The organism is Nocardia sp. NPDC050412 (assembly GCF_044458825.1).
GTDB lineage: Bacteria > Actinomycetota > Actinomycetes > Mycobacteriales > Mycobacteriaceae > Nocardia.
The window spans coordinates 23,642-41,794 of the sequence record NZ_JBITIJ010000015.1 but is presented as its reverse complement, the minus strand read 5'-3'; the positions used below and the strand labels follow the sequence as shown (position 1 = coordinate 41,794).

16 protein-coding genes are annotated in these 18,153 nt (G+C 66.5%); 7 read left to right on the top strand and 9 right to left on the bottom strand.

The window, feature by feature from the left end:
* Positions 1–173: 173 nt before the first annotated feature.
* A complete protein-coding gene (locus ACIBI6_RS32975; protein ID WP_364351773.1) occupies positions 174–839 on the top strand; it encodes a class I SAM-dependent methyltransferase in 666 nt (221 codons plus the stop codon).
* Here the strand turns inward: ACIBI6_RS32975 and ACIBI6_RS32970 are convergent.
* The 5 genes from ACIBI6_RS32970 to ACIBI6_RS32950 are packed head-to-tail and all read right to left on the bottom strand — an operon-like array spanning position 836 to position 6,113.
* Positions 836–1,504 carry a TetR/AcrR family transcriptional regulator gene (locus ACIBI6_RS32970; RefSeq protein WP_396958848.1) on the bottom strand — a complete coding sequence of 223 codons (669 nt, stop codon included), beginning with the start codon at positions 1,502–1,504 and terminating at the stop codon, positions 836–838. The two genes, ACIBI6_RS32975 and ACIBI6_RS32970, sit on opposite strands and share 4 nt — an antisense overlap.
* Complete coding sequence (locus tag ACIBI6_RS32965; RefSeq protein ID WP_364351779.1) at positions 1,501–3,036, bottom strand: NAD(P)/FAD-dependent oxidoreductase; 1,536 nt, start codon at positions 3,034–3,036, stop codon at positions 1,501–1,503. The genes ACIBI6_RS32970 and ACIBI6_RS32965 overlap by 4 nt, the downstream gene beginning before the upstream one ends.
* Positions 3,033–3,890 (bottom strand): SDR family NAD(P)-dependent oxidoreductase, encoded by an 858-nt coding sequence (locus ACIBI6_RS32960; protein WP_364351782.1) that lies wholly within the window; start codon positions 3,888–3,890, stop codon positions 3,033–3,035. Before ACIBI6_RS32960 ends, ACIBI6_RS32965 begins: the two co-directional genes overlap by 4 nt.
* Positions 3,874–4,773, bottom strand: a complete 900-nt coding sequence (locus ACIBI6_RS32955) for an alpha/beta hydrolase (RefSeq protein WP_364351785.1) — start codon at positions 4,771–4,773, stop codon at positions 3,874–3,876. Before ACIBI6_RS32955 ends, ACIBI6_RS32960 begins: the two co-directional genes overlap by 17 nt.
* Positions 4,770–6,113, bottom strand: coding sequence for a cytochrome P450 (locus tag ACIBI6_RS32950; protein WP_396958847.1), 1,344 nt, complete (start codon positions 6,111–6,113; stop codon positions 4,770–4,772). Before ACIBI6_RS32950 ends, ACIBI6_RS32955 begins: the two co-directional genes overlap by 4 nt.
* A 125-nt stretch (positions 6,114–6,238) precedes the next feature.
* On the opposite strand from ACIBI6_RS32950, the gene ACIBI6_RS32945 reads away from it, so the two are divergent.
* On the top strand, positions 6,239–7,822 hold the full coding sequence (locus tag ACIBI6_RS32945; RefSeq protein ID WP_364351791.1) for a carboxylesterase family protein: 1,584 nt from the start codon (positions 6,239–6,241) through the stop codon (positions 7,820–7,822).
* A 26-nt stretch (positions 7,823–7,848) separates the two neighbouring features.
* On the opposite strand, the gene lexA is transcribed toward ACIBI6_RS32945, so the two are convergent.
* Positions 7,849–8,502: a transcriptional repressor LexA gene (gene lexA, locus ACIBI6_RS32940; RefSeq protein ID WP_364352059.1), complete on the bottom strand. Its 654-nt coding sequence runs from the start codon at positions 8,500–8,502 to the stop codon at positions 7,849–7,851.
* Between the two features lie 284 nt (positions 8,503–8,786).
* On the opposite strand from lexA, the gene ACIBI6_RS32935 reads away from it, so the two are divergent.
* From ACIBI6_RS32935 to nrdR, 3 genes are all read left to right on the top strand, one after another.
* Positions 8,787–9,227 carry a hypothetical protein gene (locus ACIBI6_RS32935; protein ID WP_364351794.1) on the top strand — a complete coding sequence of 147 codons (441 nt, stop codon included), beginning with the start codon at positions 8,787–8,789 and terminating at the stop codon, positions 9,225–9,227.
* A 152-nt stretch (positions 9,228–9,379) separates the two neighbouring features.
* Complete coding sequence (locus tag ACIBI6_RS32930; RefSeq protein ID WP_364351797.1) at positions 9,380–10,633, top strand: hypothetical protein; 1,254 nt, start codon at positions 9,380–9,382, stop codon at positions 10,631–10,633.
* A 175-nt stretch (positions 10,634–10,808) separates the two neighbouring features.
* Entirely contained in the window at positions 10,809–11,285 is a 477-nt protein-coding gene (gene nrdR, locus ACIBI6_RS32925) for a transcriptional regulator NrdR (RefSeq protein WP_063038396.1), read from the top strand.
* An 8-nt stretch (positions 11,286–11,293) separates the two neighbouring features.
* On the opposite strand, the gene ACIBI6_RS32920 is transcribed toward nrdR, so the two are convergent.
* The gene (locus ACIBI6_RS32920) at positions 11,294–11,515 is read right to left on the bottom strand and encodes a hypothetical protein (protein WP_364351801.1); all 222 of its coding nucleotides are present in this window, start codon (positions 11,513–11,515) and stop codon (positions 11,294–11,296) included.
* A gap of 241 nt (positions 11,516–11,756) precedes the next feature.
* Entirely contained in the window at positions 11,757–16,025 is a 4,269-nt protein-coding gene (hrpA, locus tag ACIBI6_RS32915; RefSeq protein ID WP_364351804.1) for an ATP-dependent RNA helicase HrpA, read from the bottom strand.
* 180 nt (positions 16,026–16,205) lie between these two features.
* On the opposite strand from hrpA, the gene ACIBI6_RS32910 reads away from it, so the two are divergent.
* Positions 16,206–16,493 (top strand): hypothetical protein, encoded by a 288-nt coding sequence (locus ACIBI6_RS32910; protein WP_396958846.1) that lies wholly within the window; start codon positions 16,206–16,208, stop codon positions 16,491–16,493.
* Positions 16,494–16,557: 64 nt separating this feature from the next.
* On the opposite strand, the gene ACIBI6_RS32905 is transcribed toward ACIBI6_RS32910, so the two are convergent.
* Positions 16,558–17,409, bottom strand: a complete 852-nt coding sequence (locus tag ACIBI6_RS32905; RefSeq protein WP_364351810.1) for a patatin-like phospholipase family protein — start codon at positions 17,407–17,409, stop codon at positions 16,558–16,560.
* A gap of 87 nt (positions 17,410–17,496) precedes the next feature.
* Here ACIBI6_RS32905 and ACIBI6_RS32900 point away from each other — a divergent pair, with 87 nt between their 5' ends.
* On the top strand, positions 17,497–18,153 hold the full coding sequence (locus ACIBI6_RS32900; protein WP_364351813.1) for a Pr6Pr family membrane protein: 657 nt from the start codon (positions 17,497–17,499) through the stop codon (positions 18,151–18,153).

Sequence of the window (18,153 nt, the reverse complement as noted above, 5' to 3'; positions counted from 1 at the left end):
TAGCTCATGTGCCACCGCCCGGTTCGCGTCCGGATCTCTATGGCGAGGTGGCTCGGCAGTTCGACCAGCACCGCGGAGCATGTCCGTCGACGGTGATCGAGTCCTGGAAGCTCTTGGCGCGTCGATGAGTATCGGCCTAGCCTGTACTCCCACCGCGCGAAGAGGAGACGACCGTGCCCGACGTCCGGGAAGTGTGGCAGAGCCGAGTCTGGGGGAATCTCGGGGCTCCGGTATACGACTTCGTGCTCGACCATCCGCAGGTGGCCCGGCCTGCGGGACAGGTGATGTGGGGCTGTGATACCCGCCGGATGTATGCGGCGATGGATGTCGTGAATCAGCTGGCGGAGGGTTCGGCGGTGCTGGATCTGCCGGTCGGCGGCGGCGTGACGCTGCGTCGACTCGAGTCCGGTCGCAAGCTCCGCTATGTGGCCGCGGACATTTCCGATGATCAATTGGCGGCGGCGCGCCGCGCGGCCGAGCGCGCCGGGCTGTCCGATATCGACTATGTGCGCGCGGATGTGGTCGACCTGTCCTTCGGCACCGGCGAATTCGATCTGGTAGTGAGTTTCGCGGGCCTGCACTGTATGCCGGATCCAGCCGCCGCGGTCGCCTCGCTCGCCCGGGTGCTCGCGCCGGGTGGACGGCTGGTCGGCAGTTGTGTGGTGCGCGGGGTCCGGCCGCGTTTCGACTTGCACATGCGCGTGATGCGGGCAATGGGCGTATTCGGTCCGTCCGGTACCGCGGCCGAGCTGTCGGGCTGGATCGCCGCGGCGGGTCTGCGCGAGGTCGAGCTGGTGTGCAATGGCGCGCTCGCACAGTTCACGGCCGTGAAGGACTAGCCTCGCGGCTCGTAGCGCGGGCCGACCAGGGCGATGGCCGTATCAACCGCGACGTCGACGATGTCACGGATATCCTTGCCCTCTTCGACCGTGGAGGCGATGAGCTCGCGGAAACCGCCGTAGAGGATGGTCGCCATCTGACGGGTCGGTGGATGTAGTCCGGGAGCTTCGAACCCCGGTGTGGCGGTGAGGCTTTGAATCAGATTGATAAAGGCCTCGCCGACGTCGTGGTGGAGCTGCTGAGCCGCCTCGCCGAGCGCGGGGATGTCCCGAATCCAGGCCAGAGTGATCGTCGGATCCTGATTGGATACGTCGATCCAGGCCTCGATGGCCTGCCGGACCTGGGTGCGCCAGGGTGTGGCCGGATCGACGGCATCGTAGATTTGCTGGATGGTCTCATTGTTGCGCTCGGCCAGCAGCGCGATGAAGCAGTCCTGCTTGCTGTCGAAATGTTCGTAGAAGGTACGGCGGGAGGTGCGCGCATGGCGGACCACATCGGCCACGGTTGTTTCGCGATAACCGCGATCGCGCACGGCCTCGGCCATCGCGTCGAGGAGGCGACGCCGGAATGCGGATTCCGGCGTGCTCTCCGCGGCGATGCTGGCGGCGGGCTCGGCACGGGTCACGAGAATCAGGTTAGTGCGCCCCGCCGCCACGGCGATCATGACCTCACATGTATCGGAATATGGCCGGGTGCGGTGGCCCGGCTCGCGAACCGAATGGTGCCGTCCTCGATCCGCCCGTGGCGCAGTGCGAGCACATCATGCGCGTAGTTCATCCCCAATCGCCAGGGCCGTCGCGATCCGGCTCGCGGAAAGTGGTCGATGGAACGCTGGACGTAGCCGGATTGGAAATTCAGCAGGGGCTCCGTGGCGATACTCGGATCCGGCCACGGCGTGCACTGGTCATAGCCGTTGTCGTCCATATGCCGCAGCAATCGGCACACGAATTCGCCCACCAGATCGGCCTTCAACGTCCAGGACGCATTGGTGTAGCCGACGGTGAAGGCGAAGTTGGGGACGCCGCTCAGCATCATTCCCTTATAGGCCATGGTGTCCGGCAGTGGGATGGCCCGGCCGTCGACGCTGAATTCGATCCCGCCGAAGGCGAGCAATTGCAGACCGGTGGCCGTCACCACGATATCGGCGGGGAGGTCGGCGCCCGAGGCCAGACGCAGGCCGTCGGCGGTGAACTTCTCGACGCGGTCGGTGACCACGGCGGCTCGCCCGGCCCGGATCGCCTGGAACAGATCTCCGTCCGGCACCAGGCAGAGCCGTTGGTCCCACGGGTTGTAGGTCGGTTTGAAGTGGACGTCCACCTCGTATCCGGTCGGCAATTGCGCGGCCGTCTGCTTGCGGATGAAGTTGCGCATCATGCGGGGACGGCGCTGGCTGAGTTGGTAGATGAGCGTGCCGATCAGCACGTTCTTCCAGCGGGTGATCGTATAGGCCCGGCGGGGTCCGAGCCGTTCGCGCAGGCGGATCGCCACCGCGTCTTCAGTGGGCACGGACATGATGTAGGTAGGGGAGCGCTGCAGCATGGTCACCTGCGCCGCCGTCTCGGCCATGGCCGGAACCAGGGTCACCGCGGTGGCCCCGCTGCCGATCACCACGACCCGCTTACCCGCATAGTCCAGGTCGGTGGGCCACTGCTGCGGATGCACGAGTTGGCCACGGAAATCCTCGATTCCGGCGAATTCGGGGGTATAGCCGTGGTCGTAGCGGTAGTAGCCGCTGCACACATAAAGGAAGCCGCAGGTGAATGTCGAGGTGGTGCCCTCGTGTTCGGCGGTCACCGTCCACTGTGCTGCTTCGGTCGACCAGGATGCGCCGATAACCTCGTGCCCGAACCGGATTCGACGATCGATACCGGCTTCGGCCGCGGTGTCACGGATGTAGTCGAGGATGGACGTCCCGTCGGCGATGGCCGCGGCCTGTGTCCACGGGCGGAAACGGTAGCCGAGGGTGTGCATATCGGAATCCGAACGCACCCCCGGATAGCGGAACAGATCCCAGGTGCCGCCGATTGTCGTGCGCGCCTCCAGAATTGCGTAGGTACGCTTCGGGAAGGCCGTCTGGAGGTGGTGCGCCGCGCCGATGCCGGACAGGCCGGCGCCGACGATCAGCACATCGAAATGCTCGGGTCCACCTGTCTCCCGGCCACCACCCATCATCGAATCGCTGCGCGATGCTCTCATGCTGTCACCTCCGCCTTCGCGCGTGCCCGCAGACGCCGCTCCAGCACCGCGAATATGTCGTAGTAGTGCGTTGGTGCAACGCGTGCGAGTGCGTCGAAAACGTAGGCATCCGGCCCGACCAGAATCCGCGACTTCCCGCGTTCGACTCCGCGACAGATGATTTCGGCCGCCTTGTCCGGTGAGGTCAAGGTCATCGCCTCGAACTCAGCCGCTATCTGCTCGCGCGAACGGCCGCGTCCCTCGGGATCCTTGCGCACCCGGGCATTGCGCGCGATGTTGGTGGTGATACCACCCGGATGCACATTCACCGCCGACACTCCCGTGCCGCGAAGTTCCTGGCGCAGTGAATCGGTGAAGCCGCGCACGGCGAATTTCGCCGCGCAGTAAGCACTTTGATTGGGCATTCCGAGCAGCCCGAATACGCTGGAGGTATTCACGATGACACCCTGGTTCTGTTCGACCAGAATGGGCAGGAACGCGCGAGTGCCATTGACCACGCCGTCGAAGTTGATCTGCCGCAGCCATTCATCGTCTTCGGGAACCGCGTCGAGCACCGACGAGCCCACCGCCACGCCGGCATTGTTGAATACCGCCGCCAATGGCTCGGTCAGCCAATCCTCGACCTCGGCGGCGAAGGCGAGTTGGTCGGCGGCATCGCGCACATCGAGAACGCGGACGAGCATCGGACCGGTCAGCGTGGCGGCCGTCTGCTTCAAGCCGACCTCGTCGATATCGGCAATGGCCACGGGTGACCCGCGGCGCGAAAGCAATTGGGCGAGACTGCGGCCGATGCCGGAGGCGGCGCCGGTGATCATGGCGGGACGGCCGGACAGCGGCCTAGCGGTGCGGGGCATCGGTGCTCCTGGCGGTGCGGATGTGGGTGTCGATGAGATCGGTGAGCGTCGGCCGGACGCCGACGGGCAGGTCGTGGCCCATGCCCGGCAGGGTGTGCAGGCGCGCACCTGCGATGGCGCTTGCCGTGACGGTGCCGCCGGTGGGATGCACCATGAGGTCGCGGTCACCGTGCAGGATCAGCGTCGGGGCGACGACGGTGCTGAGTTCCGTGGTGCGGTCACCGGATTTGAGGATGCCGGCGAGCTGACGGCCGACGCCCGGTGCCGGATGGGGATCGCGGTCCCAGGTCGTCGCCGCGGCGGCGCGCACCGCCTGTTCGTCGAACGGATAGCCGTGCGAGCCGATGTGGCGGAACATGCGCACCGAGCGTTCGATGTGTTCGGTGCGTGTGCGAGCAGGTCGGCCGAACATCAACCGCCATGTCGACAGGGCCGGTCGCCCGACCCGTGCCGCACCGGTGGTCGACATGATCGAGGTCAGCGAGGCGACTCGGGCCGGATAGCGGGCGGCCACGGTCTGCGCGATCATCCCGCCGAGCGACATTCCGACCACATGCGCGCAGCTCAGTTCCAGCGCGTCGAGTAGCCCCACGGTGTCGGCGGCCATATCCGAAAGATCGTATTGCGCTGTGTGCCAACGCTTTCGCAAGAAATTGAGCGGACTCGGAGGTGGGAAGCCGAAGTGTGTCGACGCGCCGACATCGCGATTGTCGAAGCGGATGACATCGTAGCCGCGGGCGACGAGGAGTTCACAGAGACCATCGGGCCAGTCGTGCAGTTGCTGACCCAGTCCGGCGACGAGTAGCACCGGAGTCCCGCCATCACCGAGGCGTTCGTAGGCGAGGGTGACGCCGTGGCCCACGTCGGCGAATTGCTGGGTCATGCCGTCACCTGTTCGGCTTTGGCCACGGTCGTGCTGGGCCGGGGCGCGCGGCGATACACCACGGCGCGGCCCTTCTTGGCGGGCACCAGCGCGACACCGCGGAAGTGCGTTCGCTCATCGGCCGCGTCGGTCGGCTCGAGCGTGAAATCCCTTAGCAGCGTGCGCAATACGACATTCATCTCCATGGTGGCGAAGGCCGCACCGATGCAGCGCCGGGCGCCGCCGCCGAACGGAATCCAGCTGAAGGTGCCGGGCCGGACATCGACGAAACGATCCGGATCGAAGGCGCGGGCATTCGGGAACAGCTCCTCGTTGTCGTGCATGAGCCGAATGCTGACCAGCACGTTCTGCCCCTCGGGCAGGGTCCACCGACCCAATTGCATCGACTCCGCGCGGACCTTGCGGAACGTCGAGTCGATGACCGGACGTACCCGTTGCACCTCCAGCAGGGTGGCCTCGCGCAGTGCCGAACCGCCTTCGTCGACCTCGTCGACCAAGCGCCGCAACACTTCCGGATGCCTGCGCAACCGCTCAATGGTCCATGACAGTGTGGTCGCCGTGGTCTCGTGGCCAGCGGTGAGCAGAGTTAGCAGTTCGTCGGCGATCTCGCCGCGGGTCATCGCGGTGCCGTCGTCATAGCGAGCTTGCAGCATCATTGCCAGCACATCGTCGCGGTCGGCAAGCCGCTCGTCGGCGGCGGCGCGGTCGATAAGCCTGCCGACGATCTCGTCGTAGTCGCGGCGGTATGCGGCGAAGCGGGCCCACGGACCATGCTGCCCCAAGAACTTTCGCGGCACCGGCAGTGCCGCGAGCGCCGAACCGACCAGCACCAGTCTGGGCAGCAGCTCGCGCAGTTCGTCGAATTCCTTACCTTCGGCGCCGAATACGGCGCGCAGGATCACGTTCATGGTGATCCGCATCATCGAATCCATCGTCGCGAACTCCCGGCCCTGCGGCCAGGTGGCCAGCTCGCGCACCGCCTCTTCCTCGATCAGCGTCTCGTACACCGCGAGGCGACGACCGTGGAACGGCGGAGTGAGCAATTTGCGCTGCTTACGGTGTTCGGCGCCGCGCAGCGAAAAAAGTGAGCCGGGGCCGAGGAACTGCCCGAGATTGAGATCGACATTATCGACCACGTCGGAGCTCGCGGTGAACAGCGCCTTCACCTCGGCCGGTTCGGATAGCACCACGATCCGCCCGAAGCGGGGTAGGTAGGCCGTGAACGCCGAGCCGTACCGCTGATGCAATCTGCGCCACGCGCGGGTGCGGCCCGCCAGCACTTCGATGGCCTGTACGAAGGCCGGAGTCGTCGGCCCGTCGGGCAATTTCACCGTGGTCATGCGGCACCTCCCAGCGCGGTACATCTACGTACCATCTGCACGGTACGCTCACGTACCGGGGTGTGGCAAGGGTCACTTTCGGGATTGCCGCCCGCTTCCGCGGTGCGTGTGGCTAGCGTGAGCGCGTGCGCAAGCATCGTTGGGGCTGGTTCGCCATCCTGGCGTCGGTCATCGTGCTGATCGGCGTCGCCGGACCCGCTCCCGCCCAGCCGGCCGCCGCCGATCTCGTCACCGTCGAGACCGGTCAGTTGCGCGGCATCGTGGCCGCGCAGCATCGACTGTTCGAGGGCGTTCCCTACGCCGCCCCGCCGGTCGGCGAATTGCGCTGGCGGCCACCGGCTCCAGCCGCACCGTGGCCCGGTATTCGAGATGCCGCGGTGACCGGGCCGAGCTGCCCGCAGGACAACGACTTTTACGGGATAGTCGGTGCGAACCCGACGAAATCGGAAGACTGTCTTTATCTGAATGTTTCGACCCCGCGCAACCTGCCCGCCGACGGTGGGGGGCTCCCGGTGCTGGTCTGGATCCACGGCGGCAGTTTCGTTACCGGCTCCGGCGACGTTTACGGCGCCGAGCCGCTGATCGCGCACGGTGACGGTGACCTGATCGTGGTCACGATCAACTACCGGCTCGGCACCCTCGGCTACCTCGCCGCCTCGGCGCTGGACGACGGTTCCGGGCCCGGCAATTACGGCTACCTGGATCAGCAGGCCGCATTGCGCTGGGTGCGGCGCAATATCGCGGCATTCGGTGGTGATCCGGAACGCGTGACGCTGGCCGGCGAGTCGGCCGGCGCGACATCGGTATGCACTCAGATGGTCGCGCCGAGCTCGCGTGGGCTGTTCCGGGCAGCGATCATGGAGAGCGGGCCGTGCAGCCCCGGTGTGCCGGCCGCGACGGCACTGGCAGATGGTGACGCATACGCGGCACGTCTCGGATGCACCGGGCCCGGTACCGCGGCGTGCCTGCGCGCGCTGCCGGTCGATACGTTGGTGGCTGATTCCATCACCCCAACTGTGTACGGGGGCCAGTTCCTACCGTCCGCGCCACAGGTGGCCGTGCGCAACGGCGGCTTCGCCGATGTGCCCACGCTGGTCGGTGCGAACAACGACGAGATGTCGCTGTGGGTTTACATGAAATACGGTGTGCCCCTTGGCAGGCCGCTGACCGCCGCCGGATACCGCGACGCACTGGCCGCCGCCATGCCCGACCTCACGCAGGAGCAACTCGACCGCGTCGAACAGACCTATCCGGCCGCCGACTACCCGGAGCCCGCACTCGCACTGTCACGTGCCTGGACTGATCGCATCCTCACCATGCTGGTTGTCGAATACGAAGGGCTCGGCCCGCGAACCCCCACCTATACCTATTCCTTCGACGACCCGGCGCCGCTCGGCCCACCGAATATCTTCCCGCTGGGCGCGTACCATGCCAGCGAACTGGCATCGCTGTGGAGCCTGCGCGACCTCGGCTGGCTATACGGCGCCGTCCAGACACCGGACCAGCAGCGCCTCGCCGCCGAAATGCGAAGGTACTGGACCCGATTCGCCATTGATGCCCGCCCGGATCCGGCCGGTCTCGAACCGATGCCGGCCTACGACCCGGCTGCGCCGCTCGTCATGTCCTTCCGGCCCAGCGGAAATCGGCTCATCGACTCCTACGCCGCCGACCATCGGGCCGATTTCTGGACGCCCATGCTGCCGCACTGAACTGGGTCGGATCGTGCTGAACCGGGTCAGATCTTGCGGATGACCGTGACGACCTTGCCGAGGATCTGCGCGTCATTACCCGGAATCGGTTCGAACAGCGGATTGTGGGGCATGAGCCAGACATCCTTACCGGTGCGCTTGAACGTCTTCACCGTCGCCTCGCCCTCGATCATCGCGGCCACGATATCGCCGTTGTCGGCGACATTCTGCTGGCGCACGACCACCCAGTCGCCATCGCAGATCGCGGCGTCGACCATCGATTCACCGACGACCTTGAGCAGGAACAGCGAGCCGTCACCGACCAGTTCCCGCGGCAGCGGGAAGACATCCTCCACCGCCTGCTCGGCCAGGATCGGGCCACCGGCGGCGATTCGACCCAGCACGGGCACGAAGGTCGGGACGGGCCGCCCGGTCTCGACATCCTCGTTGGTCGACAGGCTGGTCACCGCGCGCACCGCCTCGTCGAGACCGCGAACGTCAACGGCGCGTGGGCGATTCGGGTCGCGGCGCAGATAGCCCTTGCGTTCGAGGGTCCGCAGCTGATGGGCGACCGACGAGGTGGAGGTGAGTCCGACCGCATCGCCGATCTCGCGGATGCTCGGCGGGTAGCCGCGCTCGCTCACCGAGGTGCGGATGACCTCCAGGACTCTGCGCTGACGCACGGTGAGATCCGCCCCGATACCGGACGGGTCGTTGCCGACCCCGCTCTCGTCGCCCGTGTCGTCTGTGTGGCTCACCGCAACCGCCCTTCTGTGTCCATTGATTTCGTTTAACGAATCTAGTCCGGTCGCGCCGATGTATCAAACATCTGTTCGAGGCATGTCGGCGTTTTCTGCTGACTTTGTCGGCGCAGCGTGGTAGAAATCGAACACAAGTTCTTCGAACATTTGATCGAACAGCTACTCCCATCGTCTCGCGACATACCTGAGCACTCCACTAACACCCCTTCACGGAGGTTTGTCCGATGAGCACAGCGATCAGCGCCCTGAGCACCGACCTCGAGGACGAGGCCGACGTCGATCTCGGCTTCGAATCCGTTCCGCGCGTACAGCGCCCGCATCGCGGTGGCGTTCGCGCCCTCGAGGCCGCGCGCGCCGCGACGGATCGGCGGCCGCGCGACAGTCGGCCCGGCGGTGCTGTGGTGCGCTACGGCCGCGGTCCCATTCGAACGCCCGCGCTACGTCAGGCGCAGGCGCCGCATCCGATGGCGCTGGTCGAACAGGCGCAGGTCGGCTTCGCGGTGCTCGCTGTGGCCGCGCTGTTGAGCGCGTTGGTGGTGACGGCTTTGATCGGCATGGCGCATTGGCGCGCAGGAACTTTCGGCGGCGAGACCCCGACAACGGTGCCCGCCGTGGTCGAGCAGCAGTCGGTTCCGGATGGTGTAGGAGTGGGTTTGCCGCGGTAGCTCGTCAAAAGCCGGTGTGGCGGATCGCGACCGGCCGAGCCGCCGCGAAGCGTGGCCGAAATTGTCGATTACAAAGTAGAACATGTTGCTACTGTGCCTGAAAACGTGACCTAGGCAACTCTTGCCGACGAACGATTTCGGGACACCACGCAATGACGCATCGCTCCACCGCTGCCCACGCCGTCCGTCTACTCGCCCGGATCGCCGGGCTGCTGGCCTGTCTTATCTTCGGGCTCACCATGATTCCGGCCGCACAGGCGGCATCCGCATACGAGGCGTACCTGGACCTACCCGCGCTCAACGGGGACGGTGCCGGTGGAGGTGGACTGAATCCCGCACTGCCTCTGGACGAATCGACCTTGCGTGCGGCGCTCGACGAGGCCAGGACCGACGGGGTCGCTCCGAGCCGCTATGCCACACTGCTGCAGCAGTATTGGCTGGTGGTCTCTACCCACAATGCCGATATCGACCTCGCGGCCTGGGATCCGGCGCTCGGTGTGCGTGCCAACCAGCGCACCTTCAGCCAGGTGTACGTCAACTACTTCCGACTGGCGAGTCAGCATCAGGAGTACTGGTGGGCGGGTCTGGCCGGAATCGCGGGCGGCTCCTTCGCCTCGGGCTTCTTCGATCTCAGCGATGTCGGCCTGGTGCTCGACGTGCCCGGTGTCCATCAGCTCGGCAGTGCGGTCGCCGACCTGTTGCGGAACACCCCACCGGAATTGGTAGCCAAGGTGCCCGCCGATATCCGGCTGCTCGCCACCGAGGGTTCGCGGCTGAGCGCCGAGGATGTCGCCTGGTACCAGACCCGGCTGATGATCATGCAGAAGCACATCTTCACCGATCTGGTCCCGATGCACGAGGCCTACGCCGCGCAGGGGATGGCCGGAATCGACGAAATGTACGCGGCCGGGGTGATCGATGCCGATATCCGCACCGCCTGGCGATCGATCGATTCGCATACCCGCGACGGATATGTGGACGCACTCATCCGCATGACCGATCGTGAGCAGAACCGCGTCATCGCCGACCAGTGGGACCTCACCTCGGCGGGCCGCGGCTCGATGGGGCGGGTAATGACCTACGTGAGTACGGTGGCCGGTAAGCCCGCCGTCCCCGGCGTTCGCGCACCCGGTGTTTTCGCACCCGCCACAGTCAGTGCGGATATTGCGGGCCGCACCGTCTCGCTGCGCACCCCACTGCCGGACTTCAACTGGGCCGACCGCGATACCCGCTGGACCTACATCACCGGCGATCTGGTGCCGCGGCATATCGATATGGAGAGCAATCGGCCGTTCGCCGAGGTGGTGCTCGGTGAATCCTTCTGGAACAAGCTCGCGCACGGCCGGATGATCGCGCGCATTCCGGATCTGATCGCCGATCTGGCGACGCAATGGCAACTCGACTGAGCGTCGGTCGACGGGGTAGTTGGGACGTATGAGACGGTTGGTGACCCCTCCCGGGTATCCTGGACCCGATATGGACGTATCGGTCTAGACCCCTGTACACGTGCTCGCCGGATCGGGACTGGCGAACCGGAGCCGATTCGGACGCGGGCGCGCGCATCGACGAAGGATCTCTCGGATGCATTGCCCCTACTGCCGACACCCCGACTCACGGGTCGTCGACTCGCGTGAGGCCGAGGAAGGCGCGGCCATCCGCCGCCGGCGTTCCTGCCCGCAGTGTGGGAGACGATTCACCACCGTAGAGACCGCGATCCTATCCGTGGTCAAGCGCAGCGGCGTCACCGAACCATTCAGTCGGGAAAAGGTGATCCGCGGTGTGCGCCGCGCCTGCCAGGGCCGCGAGGTGGCCGAGGACGCGCTGAACCTGCTGGCTCAGCAGGTGGAGGACGCGGTGCGTGCCAAGGGTTCCCCCGAGGTGCCCAGCCATGAGGTCGGTCTGGCCATCCTCGGCCCGCTGCGCGATCTGGACGAGGTGGCCTACCTACGTTTCGCCTCGGTCTACCGCTCTTTCACCTCCGCCGACGATTTCGAACGCGAAATCGCCGACCTGCGCAAGCACCGCGAGGAAGCGACCGTCGCCGCCTCCGCCGACTGATCCGGCGGTCAGAGGCAAATCCCCGGCGGGCATGAGCAGCCGAAGCTGCCCATCGCCTGCCCGGGACAGATGCTGACCGAACCGGTATCGAGCAGCCGAACCAGCTGTCGCAACACATCGGTATCGGCGCGCACCGGCGCGGGCTGTATCGGTGTGTCTGCCGAAGCGGTCGCCATCGGGGCGAGTGCGACGGCACAAGCGGTGAGGATCGGCGCGAGGAATTTCCGCATGGGTGAACACCTCTTTCGAGAATTCGCGTCGGACTGCCGAACCGACGCGCGGTACGGGACTGCCAGCGGCCGCAATACGCTCGCGTGCCACCATGTCTGGCGACTGTATCGCCGCACCTGAGGCCGGTCGCGCCCCCAGAACTACCGTTGCGAGCTCGGCCAGCACCTCCAACTGCCCGCCCCTTACTCGGGCGCGAGGGGGCTCGGATCGGGCACGGTGGCAGCCGCCGCGGTGGCAGTGTCAGCGGCGGATGGCGGCGATGGCCTTTTCGATGCGCTTGGTGGAGACCGGGTAGGGGGTACCCAGTTTCTGGGCGAAGAGGCTGACACGGAATTCCTCGATCATCCACCAGATTTCGGTGACATCGTGGCCGTGCTTGCGGGCTTCGGGCAGGGCATTGACAAGGCGGTCGTAGGCGGCGAGGGCGCGGTCGATTTCGACCATGCCCTGTCGGTCGCGGACCGCGGAGCCGGGTAGCGACTCCAGGCGGATGCACGCGGCTTCCAGGTAGCGGGGGAGTTCGAGCAGGCGAGCGCTGCCCCACTCCGAGATGAAACCGGCGAAGATCAGGTCGTCGAGTTGGTGGCGGACATCATCGGCGATATCGCGTTCGGAAGTATCGGCGAGTGCGGACGAAACCTGGTGCGCCCCAGCCAATACCGGCACCACCAGGCGCACGATGCGGGCCACGGCGGAGACGAACTCGGGACGGATCTTCGCGACCAAGGCGTCGAACTGCTTCGGACTGCGCACCGGCCCACCGGCGGCGGCGATCAGTTCGTCCGCGGCGGCGGCACGGCAGTCCTCGATGAGCGCGTCGAGCGAACCGTACGGATTCTGGCTCAGCGCAAGCCGATCCCGCGGTGGCAGGCTCGCGGTGACGGTGCGGACCGAGGTGGGAATTGCGCTCAGCACCAGTGCGCGCGTGCCCGCCCGCATGGCGGCGGCCTGCTCGGCGGGGGAGCTCAGCACGCGCACCGCGACACCCTCGCCCTCGGGGACCAGCGCCGGGTAACCGGTGACCGTCTGTCCGGCCACCTCGCTGCGCACAGTCGGCTCGACCGTTCCCAGCGATTCCGAGGTCCACACGGTGGCGGGCGCACGTTCCGCACCTGCGGTCGCACGGGCCACCGAGGCCGAAACCTGCTCGGACAGTCGCGTTTTCAACTGCGCGAGGTTCTTCCCGCGCGCCAGCACCTGGCCGCGGGCATCGATTGCGGCGAAGGTCATGCGCAGATGGTCCGGTAGCGCGGCGGGGTCGAGGTCGCTCGGTGCGATGGCGACTGACCCGAGCCGCGACAGTTCCCTGGCCAGGCCGATGCGCAGGGGTTCGGCGCGCGCAGTGAGCGCGGTGAGTGCGGCGGCGGCGAAGTCCGGTGCGGGAACGACGGTGCGGCGCAGGGCCTTCGGCAGCGTCTTGATCAGCGTGGTGACCAACTCTACGCGCATACCGGGCACCAGCCAGTCGAAACCGACGGCGCGCACATGCGCCAACTGCTCGACCGGGATCCGCACGGTGACGCCGTCATCGTCATTGCCCGGCTCGAATTGGTAGGTGAGTGGGAAGCTCAACTCGCCCTGACGCCAGGCGTCCGGGAAATCGGTCGGGTCGAGCGTCGCCGCAGCTTCATTGACCACGGTATCGGTCGAGAAGTCCAGCAGCGCGGGATCTTTGCGCTTCGCGGTGCGCCACCAACTGTCGAAGTGGCGCACCGAAACGATATCGGCGGGGATGCGCTTGTCGTAGAACTCGAACAGCACCTCATCGTCGACGAGAATGTCGCGGCGACGGGCGCGATGCTCCAAATCGGCGACATCGTCGAGCAGTTCGCGATTGCGGTGGAAGAACTCGTGGCGGGTCTGCCACTCACCCTGTACGAGGGCATGCCGGATGAACAGCTCACGCGACAGTTCCGGATCGATTCGGCCGTAATCGACCGCGCGGCTGACCACCAGCGGTACGCCGTACAGCGTGACCCGCTCGTACGCGCGCGCCGCGCCGCGCTTGGAGGACCAATGCGGTTCGGAGTAGGTGCGTTTCACCAGATCTCCGGCCAGGCGCTCGGCCCATTCCGGCTCCACCCGGGCAGCCATCCGGCCCCAGAGTCGGGAGGTTTCGACCAGTTCGGCCGCCATCACCCAGCGGGGCGGCTTCTTCGCCAGCGATGATCCGGGGAAGATCATGAATTTGGCATTGCGCGCACCGAGGAATTCGCGGCTCTCGGCTTCGCGGACGCCGATGTGGGAGAGCATCCCCGCAAGAAGTGCCTGGTGGATGGCGGTCGAATCCCATGGGGTGCCATCGGTTTCGGGCGTGGTTGCCGGTGATGCGGCAGCATGTCCGCGTCGCGTCGCGCGCGCGTTATCGCCCGCGCGGCCGCCACCGCGACGCCTCCCTCCAGCTGATTCAGTGCCTGATGAGTCCATGTCGCGTGTCGCGCGCTGTCCACCGCTCGAATCTGCGCCGTTCGACCGAGCCGGGGCCGAACTATCTCGTCCGCCGGAAGGTCCACGGCGCGAGCTGGTTTCGTCCCGATCCGAGCCATCGCCGTGTGCTGACCAGCCGAGCCCGCGCGTGATTGTCCGCAACTGCCCGTGCAGATCCTGCCACTCCCGGATCCGCAGATAGTGCAGGAACTCGTCACGGCACATGCGCCGGAACTGATTGGACGACAGCGACTTGCGCTGTTCGGTCAGATACTCCCACAACCGCAGGTAGGCCAGGAAATCCGAGCCCTCGACCACGAATCGGGCATGTTTGGTGTCCGCGGCCTGCTGATGATCCGCGGGACGCTCGCGCACATCCTGGATGGACAGTGCCGCGACGATGATCAGCACATCCGCGAGCACGCCGTTGCGGTGCGCCTGCACCAGCATGCGCGCCATCCGCGGATCCACCGGTATCTGCGCCATTTCGCGCCCCGTGGGGGTGAGCGTCAGCGTCGCATCGGACACCGTTTCCGCTTGGATCGGTTCGGCCGCGGTGCCTTCGGTGGCCTGGTCCGAGGATGTAGTCGAATCAGCCGCCCGCCGAGCGGGTTTCGCGGTCACGCGCGGTGCGAGCGCCCCCAATTCCTCCAGCAGCGCGATACCGTCGCGAATGGCCCTGCGGTCGGGCGCCTCCACGAAGGGGAACTTCTCGATTTCGCCGAGTCCGAGCGCGGTCATCTGCAGGATGACGGCGGCCAGATTGGTCCGCAGGATCTCCGGTTCGGTGAAGGCGGGCCGGGATTCGAAGTCTTGCTCGGAGTACAGGCGGATGCAGATGCCATCGGCGACGCGGCCGCAGCGTCCCGCGCGCTGACGGGCCGAGGCCTGCGAGACCTCTTCGATGGGCAGGCGCTGCACCTTGGTGCGCATCGAATAGCGGGAGATACGGGCGGTGCCGGGATCAATGACGTAACGGATGCCGGGGACGGTCAGCGAGGTCTCGGCGACATTGGTGGCCAGCACGACTCGTCGCCCCGGATGCGGGGCGAAGACGCGATGCTGTTCGGCCGTGGACAGGCGCGCGTAGAGCGGCAGGATCTCGGTGCGCGGAATCTGTAAGTCGCGCAGCGCATCCGCGGCATCGCGGATCTCGCGTTCGCCGGATAGGAAGACCAGCACGTCACCGTCGCCCTCGGCGAAGAGCTCGCGCACCGCCTCACCGATGGCGTCCACCGGGTCGCGGTCCACGATCCGGGTGTCCTCGTCGTCGTCATCGGTGGCGACGGGTAGCTCCAGCGATAGCGGCCGGTACCGGATTTCGACCGGATAGGAACGGCCGGACACTTCGACAATCGGTGCGGGAGTGCCTGATTCGTCGGCGAAGTGGCTGGCGAACAATTCCGGATCGATGGTCGCGGAGGTGATGATCACCTTGAGATCCGGTCGACGCGGCAGCAATTGCTTCAGGTAGCCGAGCAGGAAGTCGATATTGAGGCTGCGTTCGTGCGCCTCGTCGATGATGATGGTGTCGTAGCGGCGCAGCAGCCGGTCGCGCTGGATTTCGGCGAGCAGAATGCCGTCGGTCATCAACTTGACCAGGGTGCGATCCGAGGCCTGATCGGTGAAACGCACGGTGTAGCCGACTACATCGCCCAGTTCGGTGCCCAACTCCTCGGCGATGCGCTCGGCGACGGTGCGCGCGGCCAGCCGGCGCGGCTGGGTGTGCCCGATGGTGCCGCGGATGCCACGGCCGAGTTCCAGGCAGATCTTCGGAATCTGGGTGGTCTTACCCGAACCGGTCTCACCGGCGACGATGACGACCTGGTTGTCCAGGATCGCCTTGGCGATATCGTCGCGGCGGGCGGAGACGGGTAGCTGCTCCGGATAGCGGATTTCGGGTACCGCGGCGCGGCGGGCCTCGACGCGCTGCTCGGCCGCCGCGATCTCGGCCGTGATGCCGGTGAGATCGCCGCCGCGAGCCCGGTCCAGGTTGCGGCGCAACCGGTGTTCATCGCGGAGGGTTACGGCGGCCAGGCGGGTCCGAAGCTCGCGGAGATTCACGTCGGCTGTCCTGGTCATTGCGTTCACCAGGGTAGCGAAACCGGCGCGTCGAATCCGACTCGGGCGTGGACATCCGGTGAGCACACCGGTGGTGCGGCCGCCGACAGTGTGCTGACGTGCGGCCATCGAAGCGATGTGCTCAGCGTCATAGTGCTACTGATCGGGACGGTCCGCGACCCGCGTGACCGGTGCTGGCGGGTGATCCGCGGCGCCGCCGCGCGCTACCTGCTGATCACCGGCGTCGTCTACGCCGTCCTGCTCGCCGAGGCCGACGTCGTGCTCACAGACCGCTTGATCAACGCCGTCGCGCTCCGCATCCTGCCGATTGTCATGGTCCTGGATCGGAGCCTGATTCCGGTGCCCCTCGGCATCACCCGCACATTGATCGTCGGATGGCTCATCCGGCGTCTTCGCCCTGTTAACCGCGGCCCGCGCCGCTCTCGGCGCACTGGTCGACCGGCGATGCGAGCCAACCCCGCCGCCTGAACGCCAGCGGAGTTGTGGAGTCGAGTAGATCGGCCGTTGACCTCCGAAGTCGGCTGCAATCAGATCAGTGGACTGCGCGACCGGCTGGAGTAGACCAGATCCCCTGCAGTCGTGCGGCTTCCACGTCCGCTTGCGCGAATCCGGCTCGGAAGGACGGTATCCAGTGTTCGCGGTCGTGTAGGTCGGCCCCGAAGGCGTTGATCGTTCGCTTGTCAGGGCTGATCAGCAACGACGTCGCCGGTCGCAGTTCAGCGTCGAGGTCGGCTGTCGGAAACAGGTGTGCCAGTGGATGAATGGTGAGGACAACCTCCGCTCCGCGCGCTAGATCCGCGTTCACCGCGGAGTACATGCCACCGTCCATGAAGCGCCGGTCGCCGATGGTCATCGGCGAGTAGACGCCGGGCATGGCGCGGCTCGCGACGACGGCATCGGGCAGCGGCGCGCGGCCGTGCTTGTCGAAGATCGTGCGCTCGCCGGAGGCCGCATCGACAGTGACCACCAGCAGCCGGTCGGGCCAGTCCGATGTGCCGATCAGCCTCCGCATCCGATCGACGTGCACCGATTCGTGCTCGGCGCGCATTGCGAGGGCAATCTGCCCGACGCGTCGACGGCGCTCGCTCGGCTCGAGGTTTTCATCGCCGAGTACGGCGAAGACTTCGCCGATCAGGCGTGGGTCGGGTTGCGGCAGTTGGATGTCGGTAGCGGTGGGGCGGGTGGGTTCGGCGAGTCCGGCCGGATTCCGGCCGGAGGCGAGCACCGCGCCGACAATCGCGCCCGCGGATGTTCCGATGATCAGGTCGGCGGCAGCGAGATCGATACCGTACTCACGCAATCCGGCGGCCAGACCGGCCATCCATGCGGTGCCGACCACGCCTCCCGCCCCCAGTACCAACGCGCGGCTCGGAAACTGTTCCACCGCATCGACATTACTGCCACAGCGATGGTGCGGATGGTCTGCGGCAGAGACCGGTCCCGCAACGTAAGCGTGTGCGACAATCGCAGCGTGCGCGCCGTCGCGGTTTCTCCTTGGTGGATACGGTGGCTTCGGCTCGCGTTCGCGGTGCTCGGTCTGGTGGCACTGATCGTCGGACAGTTGCGATCAGCCTCGATCGAGGCCGGTGATCTGATCTTGTTCACCCACCAGGCGAATGTCCTCGGTGTACTCGTGCTGCTGGTCGGGGCGCTGTTCGATCCGCGTGATAGACGCTGGCAGTTGGTACGCGGTGCGGTGACGCTGTATCTGCTCGTCACCGGCATCGTGTACGCGGTGCTGCTGGCGCACATCTCCGTGCGAGATGAACCGGGGTGGGCGGATGACGTGCTGCAGCGCATCATGCCTATCGTGATGATTGTGGACTGGGTGCTGGCGCCGGTCGCGCTGGGGATTTCCGGGCGGCTGATCGCGGGCTGGCTGGTCTACCCGCTCGGCTACGGCGCGTACACCCTCATCCGTGGGCCGATCGTCGACTGGTATCCGTACCCGTTTCTCGATCCACGGCATCAGGGCTATGTGTCGATGACGATGGACCTGGTGGTCCTGGTCATCGGATTCGCGCTGCTCGCCGTCGCGGTGGCCGCGCTCGGTGCGCCTTGCGGCCGTCGGCGCGGTGCGGACCAGCCGGGGAGCGAAGTGACGTGGTTGTCGAGTAGAGGTGGTTGA

What these genes read in the sequence shown, in the direction of transcription:
- ACIBI6_RS32935 (WP_364351794.1), top strand. Translation starts at nt 8,787, where the DNA reads ATGAGCACAGCGATCAGCGCCCTGAGCACCGACCTCGAGGACGAGGCC.
- ACIBI6_RS32960 (WP_364351782.1), bottom strand. Translation starts at nt 3,890, where the DNA reads ATGCCCCGCACCGCTAGGCCGCTGTCCGGCCGTCCCGCCATGATCACC.
- ACIBI6_RS32970 (WP_396958848.1), bottom strand. Translation starts at nt 1,504, where the DNA reads ATGATCGCCGTGGCGGCGGGGCGCACTAACCTGATTCTCGTGACCCGT.
- ACIBI6_RS32965 (WP_364351779.1), bottom strand. Translation starts at nt 3,036, where the DNA reads ATGAGAGCATCGCGCAGCGATTCGATGATGGGTGGTGGCCGGGAGACA.
- ACIBI6_RS32930 (WP_364351797.1), top strand. Translation starts at nt 9,380, where the DNA reads ATGACGCATCGCTCCACCGCTGCCCACGCCGTCCGTCTACTCGCCCGG.
- hrpA (WP_364351804.1), bottom strand. Translation starts at nt 16,025, where the DNA reads ATGACCAGGACAGCCGACGTGAATCTCCGCGAGCTTCGGACCCGCCTG.
- ACIBI6_RS32920 (WP_364351801.1), bottom strand. Translation starts at nt 11,515, where the DNA reads ATGCGGAAATTCCTCGCGCCGATCCTCACCGCTTGTGCCGTCGCACTC.
- ACIBI6_RS32955 (WP_364351785.1), bottom strand. Translation starts at nt 4,773, where the DNA reads ATGACCCAGCAATTCGCCGACGTGGGCCACGGCGTCACCCTCGCCTAC.
- ACIBI6_RS32950 (WP_396958847.1), bottom strand. Translation starts at nt 6,113, where the DNA reads ATGACCACGGTGAAATTGCCCGACGGGCCGACGACTCCGGCCTTCGTA.
- nrdR (WP_063038396.1), top strand. Translation starts at nt 10,809, where the DNA reads ATGCATTGCCCCTACTGCCGACACCCCGACTCACGGGTCGTCGACTCG.